Origin of the sequence: Mesorhizobium sp. B2-1-3 (assembly GCF_006442495.1) — a bacterium.
In the GTDB taxonomy this organism is placed as follows: Bacteria; Pseudomonadota; Alphaproteobacteria; order Rhizobiales; family Rhizobiaceae; genus Mesorhizobium.
The window spans coordinates 244,085-256,531 of sequence record NZ_VFWL01000004.1 but is presented as its reverse complement, the minus strand read 5'-3'; the positions used below and the strand labels follow the sequence as shown (position 1 = coordinate 256,531).

Below are 12,447 nucleotides of genomic sequence, written 5' to 3'. Positions count from 1 at the left end.
GATCAGCGCTCCGCCATCGCTAAGGCCGCTTTGTCGTAGACGTCGCGCATGGCCGCTGCCTGCCTCGCCAACGAAAACCTGCGGCTCCGGCGCAGGGCTGCCCGTCCGAGCTCCCGCCTGTGCTGCGCATCCGCGGAGAGACGGTTGATGCAGGTGGCGAGATCATGCGGATCGCGCGCGTCGTAGAATAGCGCGGCCCCGTCCCATAACTCGCGGTAGGTGGCGATGTCGGATAGAACCAGCGGCGTCGCCGACATGGCCGCTTCCAGCGTCGCCAGGCCGAACGGCTCGTAGAGCGATGGCGACACGAAGATTCCGGCGCGTGCCATCAGGGAGCGCATCTCGTCATGCGGTAGCGCTCCGAGAGCGACGGCATGGCTGAAGCGGGCGTGCTGGCCGTCCGGACCTAGCGTGGAACCGGCTGCAAAGACGGGCCATTGCGTTATCGACGCGGCCTGGTCGATCACCGTGGCGTTCTTGGCTTCGTCCCACCAGCGGGCGGCGGCGAAGACGAGCGGTTGACGTTTTTCGGCTTTCGCAACCGGGCGGGCGCCGTTGGCGACGACATTGAGACGCGCGATTTGTCCATAGCAGGTTTCGAGCATGCCGGCGTGGCTGTGGCTCGGCGCGATGACGGCGTCGGCCGTGTCGAAGCCGCGCCTGTTGCGCTGCTTCTGCCAATCCCATGGGCTGTCCACCGCCTGTCCCTTGACGGCATGGAACCATGTGACCACGCAGGAATGCGAGACCACCACGATAGGGCAGGGCGCATCGAGCCCCACTGCCTGCGTCGGGGCATTGAGATGAACAAGGTCGATGGCGTGGTCACGAATGGGCGCATGCAACTCCCCCGGCAACGCATCGAGGTCGCTGGCATTGCGGGTCATCCAATCCGGCGACGTGTTCAGCCAGGTCAGTGTCGCCAAGGACTGTGCTTCTTCGGCCTGTTGCGTGGATGGTTCCGGACCGAGACCGGCGAGCAAAACGCTGTCCCCGCCGTCCACGAATTCCCGCGCCAGATCAAGCGCGTACCGCCACACGCCGCCCACGGCATCGACCGTCATCAGGATGCGCCGCGAACGCGGGGTCAGTGTCCGCAACATGTCGCCTCCAGTTCCGCCAGCGGACGCGGGCGCTTCTCCTGGATGTCGCTGAATTTTTGGAACGAGGCGAGATAGTGTTCATGCGCGCGCTCCCACGCGATGTCATCGGGCTCGCCCCAAAGCTCGCGATAGCTGGGCGAACTCGGGTAGGGATAGAGCGGTACCGGCTCATTGGCCCATACGCCGTTGTCGATTAGGTGGTTTCGCCAGTAGTCGACCAGGGCAGGGTCATCTTCGACCACGCCGATCAGATTGGCCTGGACGAACGGAACATGGCGTCTTGCATCGACGAGCAGCGCGGCGAGTTCCTCCGTGCCCAGGCGGCAGCGCTTGGCCAGCATGGCCCGGCCCTCCACTGTCAGGCTTTCGAGTCCCGCTTCGATTGACACGCAACCGGCCGCGCCAAGCAATTCCAGCAGTTCGGGCTTCCACAGGTCGATGCGGGTCTGTACGCCGAATTTCACGTCACGGTCGACCAGTGCCTCTAGCAAGGCTTTCTGCGGCAGGAAAATCTCGTCGATGAAGTAGATATAGCCGACACCTTGGGCGATCAGCCGGTCTATTTCCGTCACGACCGCCTCGTGATTTCGGCGGCGATAGGCATCGCGGAAATCCATCTTGGCGCAGAAGCTGCAATTGTAAGGGCAGCCGCGCGACGCCTCGACTTCCGCGCCGAACCCCACCTGGTGGTCGTCGAACCTGTGATGGTGGTGCGCGTGCGCGGCGATCCAGTCCGATGGCCATTCGAGCGGCGGATGGTCGATGAACGAACTGGCGTGAACGCCGCCGTTCGAGATCAGCCTTGCTTCGCTAAAGTAGGCGGTTGACGACACCGCACTCCAATCATCGCGCCGTGCAAGGTCGGCCACGACCTCCTCGCATTCGCCGCGCACGATGATGTCGACGCCGAGCTTGCGCAGCGTTGGCGCCGGTGTCGCCGAGCCATGCGGCCCGACCGCGACGGTGCGCCCGCCCCGCCCGGCAAGGCGGTTGAGAAAATCGGCCGGCACGCGCAATTCCGGCGGCGCGCAGCGCCAGAACAGATAGGTCGGCGCTGTGGTGACGACCGTCATTGCCGGCGCGAACTCGGCCACCCGTTCGGAAAGGCTGGAATTGTCAAGCTTCTGAAGCTGTCCGTCCAGCATCAGCACCTCATGGCCAGCCCGTTCGAGCAAGGCTTTCGAGTAGCCGAGTTCCAGGGGTAGATGCGGTTGGCGGCAGCCGAAATAGATGCTGTCGTCGTAGGTCCAGAATGGGTTGACCAACGCGATTTTCATGCGACGTACCTCTCGGCTTCGGCGTGGGGTTCGAGCCGGTGACGCTGCAACCATTCGGCGAGGTCGCGGATGCCTTCTCGCCACGAAACATGCGCCGTCCAGCCAAGCGTGGTTTGCATCTTTCTCGTATCGGCGACGAAGAAGGGCTGGTCGCCCGTCCGCTCTGCCTCATAGCGGATCGACAGTGCTCGATCCGTCAGGCTGCCGATCTCGCTCAACAGCATGCGCAGGCTGAGCGCATTTTTCGGTCCGCCGCCGAGATTGAACGCCTGGCCCGTGATCGTCTCGATCCGGTCGAGCACGGCCCTGTAGGCTGCAACTGCATCGGAGACGTGCAGGATGTCGCGCACCTGCCTGCCGTCGCCGTAAATGGTTATCGGCCGCCCCGAAAGCGCGCAAAGGAGGAAGTGCGCAACCCAGCCCTGGTCCTCCGTTCCGAACTGGCGCGGGCCGTAGATGCAGCTCATCCGCAGGACCGCCGTCGGCAAGCCATAGGACTTGGCGTAGTCGAGCACGTACTGGTCGGCCGCGCCTTTGGAGCAGCCATAGGGTGTGCAAAAGTCCAGGCTGCGGCCCTCGCCGATGCCCTCGGTGCGGATCGCAGGGTCGCAGGGCACATAGCGCTCGCCCTCCGGGCGAACCGCAATGTCGGGGAGGCTGCCGTACACCTTGTTGGTGCTGGCGAAGATCACCGGGATTCGTTCGCCGCTCTGTCGCGCCGCCTCCAGGACGTTGAAAGTTCCTCTAAGGTTAATGTCGAAATCCTCGCCCGGCCGAACCAGGCTGGTGGTAACGGCGGTCTGCGCGGCCAGGTGGAATATGGCTTTCGACCCCGTGAGGGCCGAAGCCAAGGCGTTGGCGTCGCGCACATCGACGGTTTCCACGGTGAGGCGGCTTCCATGCTTGTGCGACAACCATTCAAGGTTCTGTTCGACACCAGCGCGACTGAGATTGTCGATCACCAGCACCGGCTCGCCGTCCGACAACAGGCTGTCGGCAAGATTGGACCCGATGAAGCCGCTGCCGCCGACGATGGCGACAGGTGCTTCGCGACGGTTGCGCCTACCCGGCTTCATGACACCAGCCCGCGTTCTTCGAGTTCGCGTTTCATGTCGGCGCCGCGATCGATGGCAATCGTGTTGCGCACCCAGGAAACGAAGTCGCCGAGGGAATTCTCCAACTGCCGCCCTGGTTCGAAACCCAGCAGTTCGCGCGCCTTGGAAATGTCGGCGAAGCAGTTGCGAATGTCACCGGAACGCGCTTTGCCGAGCAGCTCGGGCGAGCGGTCCGGCGTTCCCATGGCCTCGGCCAGCAGCCGCGCGACATCGCGGATCGCATAAGCCCGGCCGCTTCCGATGTTGATGACGTGGCCTTTTGCCTGGCGTTGCTCCAGTGCCAGGCGAAAGGCGCGGGCGACGTCACGTACATGAACGAAATCGCGCTTCTGCTGGCCATCTTCGAAGATCATCGGCCGCTTGCCGTTGGCCAGACGCGAGGCGAAGTTGGCCAGCACGCCGGTATAGGGGTTTGAAAGCGCCTGTCCGGCGCCGAAAACGTTGAACAGGCGCAGCGCCACCGCATCGACGCCATAGGCTTCGCCGAAGATCAGCACGGCGCGTTCCTGGGCATATTTCGTCAATGCATAGATGGAGGCGAGATCGATCGGCTTTTCTTCGTCTGTCGGCAACGGCGAGAGAGGTTCACCGTCCGCCGACAAGGGATCCCACTGTCCGCCTTTGAGGTCGTTGGCCTTGCGTCGGGCGTTGCCGACGCGCCGGCCGTCGGGCGTGGCATACAGACCTTCGCCGTAGACGCTCATCGAAGACGCGACGACGATCCGCTCGACCGGGTGCTTGATCAACACCTCGAGCAGTGTTGCAGTGCCGAGATCGTTGGCGCCGACATAGCGGGCGATCTCGTACATGGATTGGCCGACGCCGACTTCCGCAGCCAGGTGAACCACCCCGTCGACGCCCTTCAGCGCCTTGGTGACGGCTTCGCGATCGCGCACGTCGCCCTTGATCAGTTCGGCTCCAGCGGGAAGGTTGACCGCTTCGCCGGCATGCACCTGATCCAGCAATGCATCTAGGATGCAAACCGAATAACCGTGATCGGCGAATTCTTGTGCGACGTGGCGACCAATGAAACCACAGCCCCCTGTGACCAGTATACGTTTCACGACAACTCCTCGGACTGGTGACCTCGGCGCCCCCAACTTCTCGGCAAAAGCTTTGTTCCCTGCGCATCAACAAAGTTCTCCTGGCGGTTTCATTCGACAGCAGGCGCATCGCACCACGCGACGGGTGCTGGAACATTGCCTGCCGTGTGCTGTTAGGACGCTCAACAGTTGCCGCGGTGCGTGCGCGGCGAGAGAGCTGGCTGAAAGGAGATTTCAATGTCGCAATCGCAGACGACCACCAATCACGAGGAGATTCGCAAATGGGCCGAGGAGCGGAACGGCCGGCCGGCAGTGGTGCGAACCAAGGGCGAGGGCGGCATCCTGCGGATCGATTTCGGCGAGCCCGAGGAGGCATTCGAACCAGTCGAATGGGATGAGTTCTTTCGGATATTCGATGAGAACCGTCTGGCTTTTCTTTACCAGGCCAACACCGGCGGCGGGCAAACCAGCCGTTTCAACAAGTTCGTCGAGCGTGACCAAAAGGGCTGACCGAGGGCCGGCTGGCGATCAATCGGAAACCTGGTTCGGCTCAGTTCAGAAGCCTTGCGCCGCCGGACTTTGCCAAATCGCGCATGATGGCGTTAAGCCAGTCTTCGGTGGACTGGCCGATCCGCCTTTGGTCGATGTCACGGATCGCTCGCTCGAGCGTCCTTTCGACAAGCCGGTCGGAGGCTTCCACATCCCCCAGCAACAGACGTGCCGCAAGCCTGAGCTTGGGCAGGAGCGAAAACACGTCATCCGGCGAACTTGGCACAAAGCCGCTCGCCTCAGCCGGGCCTTGCGGCGGGAAAAGGGCGTTGAATACAGCCCCGCTGCCCGAGGATTTTCGCAGGTTGCTGGCATGCCGGAGATGTTCGGGAATGGCGATATCGCTGTCACCGCTGAAAAACACGAACGGGACGCCGCGGCGCATCAGTTCGTCCGCGATCGGAAAGACACGTCGCCCGTTGAGGTTGACGTCGAGGATGGCAGCCTCGGCCGATTCAGTGTGCAATGATGCTTGTTCGACCGTCGCTGCCGGTCCCAGGATGATCGCACCCATATTGCTGAAATAGCGGGCGAGATCTCCGGCTACCATCCATTCGTCTTCGACGATCAGAAGATGCACCCCTTGCAGATCGCGCACCCGGTCATCCTTTCTCGAGCAGTATCTGGTGGAAACAGTGTCGCCGAGCCTGCTGGCGTTTCGGCACGAGCCCGGCAATTCCACGCCGCTGACTCCATGTGCGTCGGGAGCTTTGTTTCAGATGGACGTTTGGTCATTGAACACGTGAACTCCAAATTCAACGCCATCCGTCGCGACTTGTTCCGTATCTCCGCCGCGCCTATGCTTACCTGCTGTCCAGCCTGCTCATAAGTGATTTCGCACAAAGGTGCCGAAAGGGGAACTTCCAGTGACAGCCCAGGCGAAAAGATTTCCCATCGTGGGCGTCGGCGCGTCCGCCGGCGGGATTCCGGCGATGGAAGGGCTGTTCAAGGGGATGACCGATCAGCCCGGCATGGCGTTCGTCGTCATTACTCATCTCAGCCCTAAGCGAGAGAGCCTGTTGCACGAGGTCGTCGGCCGCTACACCGAAATGGCGGTCGAAATCGCGGCGGACGGCATGGTCGTTCAACCGAACCACGTCTATGTCATGCCGCAGAACGTGACCATGACCATCGACAAGGGAATGCTGCGCCTGCGCCGGCCCAATGGGTTCAGCCAGGAGCGCAAACCCATAGACATCTTCTTCAGCGCACTGGCCGAAGACCAGGGCGAACATGCCGTCGGCGTCATCCTGTCGGGCGGAGATTCCGATGGAACCTTGGGCGCCAAGGCGATCAAGGAGCATGGCGGGCTCACCGTCGCGCAGATCTCCGACGGCTACGGCCCGCGCAACCCCGATATGCCGCAGAGCGCCATCACCAGCGGACTTATCGATATAGCCGCGCCCGCCGAGGAGATCGGCACGAAACTGGAAGCCTTCACGCGCGGCTTCGACGCGTTGAATGGGTTGGCGGAGGAGGATAGCGTCCGCACGGCGGGTATGGAAAAGGTCCTGTCTCAGATCTACGGCATCCTGCGCAGCCACTCAGGCCATGATTTCTCGGGCTACAAGACCAAGACGTTCCTGCGACGCATCAAGCGGCGCATGCAGATCGCGCAGATGCAATCCATTGGCGCATACGTGGAATGGCTGCAGAAGGACCCTCGCGAGGTGATGAACCTTTTTCGCGACCTGCTGATCAACGTCACCAACTTCTTTCGCGATCCCGAGGCCTTCGAAATGCTCGAGCGAAAGATCGTACCGCAACTCTTCGAAGGCAAGACCGCCAACGACATCATCAGGGTGTGGATTCCCGGCTGCGCCACAGGCGAAGAGGTGTTCTCCATCGGCATCCTGCTACGCGAACATGTGGAAAAGCTCCCGGTCGTTCCGCGAATCCAGATATTCGCGACCGATATCGACGAACCGGCGCTGGCGGTGGCGCGGGCAGGGCGCTATCCCGAAGCCTTGCTGCAGGGACTTTCCCCCGAACGCCGCCAACGGTTTTTCAATGGCGACGGCGACACCTATGTCATCAGCAACGAGATACGGGAGCTGTGCATCTTCTCGCCGCACAGCGTCGTTCGCGACCCGCCTTTCTCACGCATGGACCTGGTCTCGTGCCGCAACCTGCTGATCTATTTCGGCCCAGCCATTCAGAGCCGGGTCATTCCTATTTTTCATTACGCCCTGAAGCCTGGCGGTTACCTTTTCCTCGGCACCTCGGAGAGCGTCGGACAGAACGACGATCTGTTCGCTACCGTCGACAAGAAACATCGCATCTTCCAGGCGCGGGAGCATGCCTCGCCGCATGTCAGGCTGCCGGCCCTGATCGGCGATGGCCGTTCAGGCGCATTCCCGTCCGAGAGCACTGGCTTGAGGAAGGGAGCCGCCGGTTATCCCCTACGCCAGGCGGTCGAGGCGCAGGTGCTGGAGCGCTTCGCCCCCCCGCATGTGCTGGTCAACGCCGAGGGCGATGTCGTCTACTACTCAGCTCGCACCGGCAAATATCTCGAAGCGCCGCAAGGCATTCCCAGCCGGCAACTGTTGACAATGGCGCGCCGTGGGCTGCGACTCGACTTGCGCGCCGCGCTGCGGGAAGCGACGTCGACGCGCCGGACCGTCATACGGGAAAATCTCACGGTCGAGGAGGATGATGAGCGGATCCAGCCGATCAAGCTCACCATTGAGCCGCTGGCGGAACGCGACAATGGCGAGCCGCTCTATCTCGTCCTGTTCGAACCGTCGGGACCTACGCAGATCCGCACAGACCAAGGCGGCAGCCATGACACCGACAGCACCGCCGATCTGGAGCGAGAACTGCGCGATGCGAGGGAGCGCCTGCAATCGACGATCGAGGAATATGAGACCGCACTGGAAGAGGTGAAATCGTCCAACGAGGAACTCGTCTCTGTCAACGAGGAGGCCCAGTCGACCAATGAGGAACTTGAGGCCTCGAAGGAGGAAATGCAGTCGCTCAATGAGGAACTGAACACTATCAATGCCGAGTTGACGAACAAGATCGAGGAACTCGATCACGCCAACAGCGATCTGCGCAACCTGTTCGAAAGCACGGAGATCGCGACCATTTTCCTCGATCGCAATCTGGTGGTGCGGACCTTCACGCCCGCGGCTTCGTCGTTCTTCAGTCTGCGACCCTCCGACGTCGGCCGGCCGCTGACGGACCTGTCGAGCCAGTTGGAGTATCCCGAGTTGAAGCAGCATATCGCCGAGGTGTTCGAGACAGGCGAGACCCTGAACCACCACCTTGCGCGCGACAGCGCCGGGCGGTTTCACATGGTCCATATCAATCCCTATCGGGACAAGAGCAACCGCGTTCAGGGTGTGGTCGTGACACTGGTCGACGTCACCACTCTGGCTCAGGCGGAAGAACATCAGCAGGTTCTCATCTCTGAGCTCAACCACCGGGTCAAGAACATGTTGGCGGTGATCGTCAGCATTGCGAGCCGCACGCGGGAGAAATCCGTGTCGAAGGATGAATTCGCGGAAGCCTTGATCGGGCGCTTGCATGCGATGTCGCGGGCCTATGGGTTATTGAGCCGGAAAAGCTGGAAGGAAGCTTCGGTCAGCGAGCTGCTTCACCAGGAGCTCGAGCCGTTTGGCATTGAACGGTTCGAACTGAACGGCCAGGAGATAGAACTTGGACCGCAACAGGGCCTTTCCCTTAGCATGGCCGTCCACGAACTGGCCACCAACGCGGCCAAATATGGCGGTCTTTCCAAACCTCGTGGCAAGGTGGTGGTGATGTGGTCGATCGCTGACGACATGTTTACGCTTACCTGGCGCGAGAAGGACGGTCCCCCTGTCAATGAACCCGTCGGCAGCGGCTTCGGCCTCACGCTGCTGCAGGGAGAGATCGGCTACAGGCTTGGCGGCCATGTCGAAACCGTTTTTCGCAAGGAAGGCCTCAACGTTCAGATCGCATTTCCCGTTAACCGGAAGGAGGGGTCGTGAACGACGGACCGCGCGTCCTGGTTGTCGAGGATGAATGGCTAATCGCGGAAGACACCGCGTTAGTCCTGCGTAGCGCCGGTTACCAGGTGGTCGGTCCCGCGCCTTCGGTAGCCGCGGCGCTTCGTCTCGTCGGCTCGGACAAGATCGACATGGCGTTGCTGGACATTCAGTTGAACGGTGAAACGAGCCTGCCCCTCGCGGAGACATTGCAGGCGCAGGGTGTTCCCTTCGCCCTCATGACGGGATTTGGCGCGCGCGACCTACCGGCATCCTTTCGCGACTGCAAATTCGTGCCCAAGCCGGCGACTGAAGCAGCTATCCTGGCTGCGCTGGCCGACCTGGGGTCGCTGCGCGACGTTTCGCGTTGACGGGCACTCGAAGGGCGCCACAGGATCAGTCCAAGGGCTTGTCCGTCGGTCGCGGAGTCGTGCTGGGCTGACGGGGACGACCTTTCGATTGGCTGTGGGATTGTCCAGGGGAGGGGCTGAAGGGTGAGATCCTCCGGCAGTCTTCGGCGTCGGCGATTTCGCCCCTGCGTCCGTATCACCGGCGTCTCGCCTCGGGTGTGGCAAACCATCGGTGTTCGGAGACCGAATAACGGGTTTCGAGCGAGAATTCTCGTTGGCCATGGCGGCACCCTTCTTCTGAACCGAACTCAGCGGGTCAATCGCCGACACAGCAGAAGGTTCCGAACTGCCAATGCCGATCGGGCGGGCGTCCAACGGATGCCGGGAATGAGACAGCTCTTGCCTCTGGAATTGCGACATCTCAGCCATGCGGCCGCATAACCACCTTGATGCAACCATCCTGCTTGTCTCGGAAGGTCTTGTAGAGGTCCGGCCCGGCTTCGAGCTCGGCTCTGTGGGTGATGACGAAAGACGGGTCGATCTCGCCATTCTGGACCTTGGCCAGAAGTGGTTCGAGATAGCGCTGGGTATGGGTTTGGCCCATTCGGAAGGTCAGCCCCTTGTTCATCGCGGCGCCGAACGGGATGTGATCGACCAGGCCGATATAGACGCCGGGAACCGAGATGGTGCCGCCCTTGCGGCAGCAATAGATCGCCTCTCGCAGCACATGCGGCCGATCGGTGCCGAGATAGACGGCGGCCTTCACCTTGTCGAGCATGGCGTCGGCGCTGGCGCCGGGGTCGGATTCAGTGCCGACGCAGTCGATGCAGCGATCCGGGCCGCGGCCGTCGGTCATCGCCATCAGTGCGTCGTAGATATTGGAATTGCTGAAGTCGAGCGTCTCGGCTTTGCCGTGTTCACGCGCCATGGCCAGCCGCTCCGGCACCTTGTCGATGGCGATGACGCGGCCGGCGCCGAGCATCCACGCGCTCTGGATGGCGAATTGGCCAACCGGGCCGCAACCCCATATCGCGACCGTATCGCCCGGCTCGATGCCGGCGTTCTCTGCCGCCATGTAGCCGGTCGGGAAGATGTCGGAGAGAAACAGCACCTGTTCATCTTCCATTCCCTCCGGCACCTTGATCGGACCGACATCGGCGAACGGAACCCGCAGATATTCCGCTTGTCCGCCCCAATAGCCGCCGACAAGATGCGAATATCCGAAAAGGCCGGCCGGCGATTGACCCATCGCTTCGGCGGCCTGTTTTGCGTTGGGATTCGAGCGGTCGCAAAGCGAAAACAGCCCGTTCTGGCAAAACCAGCACTCGCCGCAGGAAATGTTGAACGGCACCACCACCCGGTCACCCTTCTTGAATTTCGAATGGCCCTGACCAACCTCCACCACTTCGCCCATCGTCTCGTGGCCAAGCACGTCGCCCGATTTCATCGTCGGCATGTAACCGTTCATCAGGTGGAGGTCGGAGCCGCATATGGCGCAGCAGGTAACCTTGATGATCACGTCGCGGTCATCCTCGATGACGGGATCGGCCACTTGGTCGCAGCGTATGTCGCCTTTGCCGTGCCATGTAAGGGCTTTCACGATGTTGCTCCTGAGTTTCGAGGGCGCGTTTCAACGCGCGTTTCTCGTGCGTGGCGCCGAAGATGCCGCCGGTCAGTCCTGGGACGCCGAGCCCGGCGCAGCCATCTCGCGGTGCTGTTCGGCCAGCGTACCCGCTGGCGTGACATGCGCAGCGGCGACCTGCAGCTTGTTCTTCCAGCCGCTGACCACCTGTTCTTCGCCAGTCATCATCGCTTCGTAGCCGGCCTTGGCAACGTCGGCCGGATTGTCCTTCTCGTCGGTGCCGACCTTGGTGTCCATCATCTCGGCGCGTTCGAAGAAGCGTGTCTGCGTGGCGCCGGGCATCAACACGGTCACCGTGACGCCGGTGTCCTGCAATTCGTGACGCAAGGCGATCGCGAAGGAATCGATGAATGCCTTGGTGCCGTTGTAGACGGCTTGGAAAGTCCCGGGCATGAAACCGGCGATCGACCCGGTGAAAAGAATGCGCCCGCGCCCGCGGCGAGCCATCTTGGCGCCGAGTTCATGCGCGAGATACACCGTTCCGGTGATATTGGTGTCGATGATGCGCCGGATCTTCCCCCAGTCCTGGTCGACGAAGCCATTGCCGAGCCCGCGTCCAGCGTTGAGAAACAGCAGGTCGATGTCACGCTCGCCAATTCGGGAGATCAGCCGATCCACGCCTTCGACGGTCGCGAGATCGGCCTCGACGGCTTCGACTGCGATATTATGTGAGCCGAGTGCCTCGGCGGCCTGCTGGATTGCCGGTTCATCAGCCGCAACGACAAGATTGTAGCCATCCTTCGCGCAGAGTTTCGCAAGTTCCTTGCCTATGCCGCTCGAGGCGCCGGTGACCACTGCGAGTTTTGCATCCGTCATGATTTCCTCCGTCGTGCCGGCCGAACCAGCAGAGGAGATGATTGTTCCGTGGATCGGTATCGTCCGGTCGGCGCCTGTCGGGAGTCTGACTTCTGCTCTTGACCGGGCGATGGATTTTCGGAATTCGGGCGGGAACAACCGGATGGTCCCGCAGTTCGGCGCGTGCAGGAGGAACATGATGCAACATGCTGATAAGATCGCGCTCCGGCGTGTGAAAATGCTGGTCGAGCAATATGTGCTGACCAGGAGCAGGCGATATGATTTCGTGTCGACGGAGTTGGCTTGCAGGGCCATTCGTGAGGTGATGCGCAGCCCGATCGAAGATGCCGAACTGGATCGCATGTTGGCCAGAAGCGCGGCCAGGCAGGGGCTTTCGGTGCGATTCGACCGGATGGAAGCTTGGCAGGCTGCTTCGCCATCTCCCACCGAAGGAGTATCGATATGAGAGCCGTGTTGCTGATGCTGGCACTGGTCTGTCTGGCCGGGTGCAACAATCCCGATCCCGACAAATCCAAAGCGGATACGAACAGTCAGCCGGTCGACAAAAACCCCACAACCGACACGAACCCCACCCCACAAAC

General features: G+C 61.8%; 10 protein-coding genes. 3 read left to right on the top strand and 7 right to left on the bottom strand.

Features of this window, described 5'->3' with window-relative positions; genetic code table 11:
* Positions 1-2: 2 nt before the first annotated feature.
* From FJ973_RS10440 to FJ973_RS10425, 4 genes are read right to left on the bottom strand one after another with little or no spacing between them, the layout of a single operon-like run.
* Positions 3-1,103, bottom strand: a complete 1,101-nt coding sequence (locus FJ973_RS10440; protein WP_140555676.1) for a glycosyltransferase family 4 protein — start codon at positions 1,101-1,103, stop codon at positions 3-5.
* The gene (locus FJ973_RS10435) at positions 1,088-2,380 is read right to left on the bottom strand and encodes a TIGR04295 family B12-binding domain-containing radical SAM protein (protein ID WP_140497414.1); all 1,293 of its coding nucleotides are present in this window, start codon (positions 2,378-2,380) and stop codon (positions 1,088-1,090) included. The genes FJ973_RS10440 and FJ973_RS10435 overlap by 16 nt, the downstream gene beginning before the upstream one ends.
* Positions 2,377-3,456, bottom strand: coding sequence for an NAD-dependent epimerase/dehydratase family protein (locus tag FJ973_RS10430; RefSeq protein WP_140497416.1), 1,080 nt, complete (start codon positions 3,454-3,456; stop codon positions 2,377-2,379). The genes FJ973_RS10435 and FJ973_RS10430 overlap by 4 nt, the downstream gene beginning before the upstream one ends.
* Entirely contained in the window at positions 3,453-4,559 is a 1,107-nt protein-coding gene (locus FJ973_RS10425; protein ID WP_140497418.1) for an SDR family NAD(P)-dependent oxidoreductase, read from the bottom strand. Before FJ973_RS10425 ends, FJ973_RS10430 begins: the two co-directional genes overlap by 4 nt.
* 216 nt (positions 4,560-4,775) lie before the next feature.
* Here FJ973_RS10425 and FJ973_RS10420 point away from each other — a divergent pair, with 216 nt between their 5' ends.
* Positions 4,776-5,048 (top strand): hypothetical protein, encoded by a 273-nt coding sequence (locus FJ973_RS10420; RefSeq protein WP_140497420.1) that lies wholly within the window; start codon positions 4,776-4,778, stop codon positions 5,046-5,048.
* 40 nt (positions 5,049-5,088) lie between these two features.
* On the opposite strand, the gene FJ973_RS10415 is transcribed toward FJ973_RS10420, so the two are convergent.
* Positions 5,089-5,685 carry a response regulator gene (locus FJ973_RS10415; protein ID WP_140497422.1) on the bottom strand — a complete coding sequence of 199 codons (597 nt, stop codon included), beginning with the start codon at positions 5,683-5,685 and terminating at the stop codon, positions 5,089-5,091.
* Between the two features lie 268 nt (positions 5,686-5,953).
* Here FJ973_RS10415 and FJ973_RS10410 point away from each other — a divergent pair, with 268 nt between their 5' ends.
* Positions 5,954-9,061, top strand: a complete 3,108-nt coding sequence (locus FJ973_RS10410) for a CheR family methyltransferase (protein ID WP_140555674.1) — start codon at positions 5,954-5,956, stop codon at positions 9,059-9,061.
* A complete protein-coding gene (locus FJ973_RS10405; RefSeq protein ID WP_140515210.1) occupies positions 9,058-9,429 on the top strand; it encodes a response regulator in 372 nt (123 codons plus the stop codon). The genes FJ973_RS10410 and FJ973_RS10405 overlap by 4 nt, the downstream gene beginning before the upstream one ends.
* A 400-nt stretch (positions 9,430-9,829) precedes the next feature.
* On the opposite strand, the gene FJ973_RS10400 is transcribed toward FJ973_RS10405, so the two are convergent.
* Complete coding sequence (locus tag FJ973_RS10400) at positions 9,830-11,008, bottom strand: zinc-dependent alcohol dehydrogenase (RefSeq protein WP_140497428.1); 1,179 nt, start codon at positions 11,006-11,008, stop codon at positions 9,830-9,832.
* A 72-nt stretch (positions 11,009-11,080) separates the two neighbouring features.
* On the bottom strand, positions 11,081-11,866 hold the full coding sequence (locus FJ973_RS10395; RefSeq protein WP_140497430.1) for an SDR family NAD(P)-dependent oxidoreductase: 786 nt from the start codon (positions 11,864-11,866) through the stop codon (positions 11,081-11,083).
* Positions 11,867-12,447: the final 581 nt, after the last annotated feature.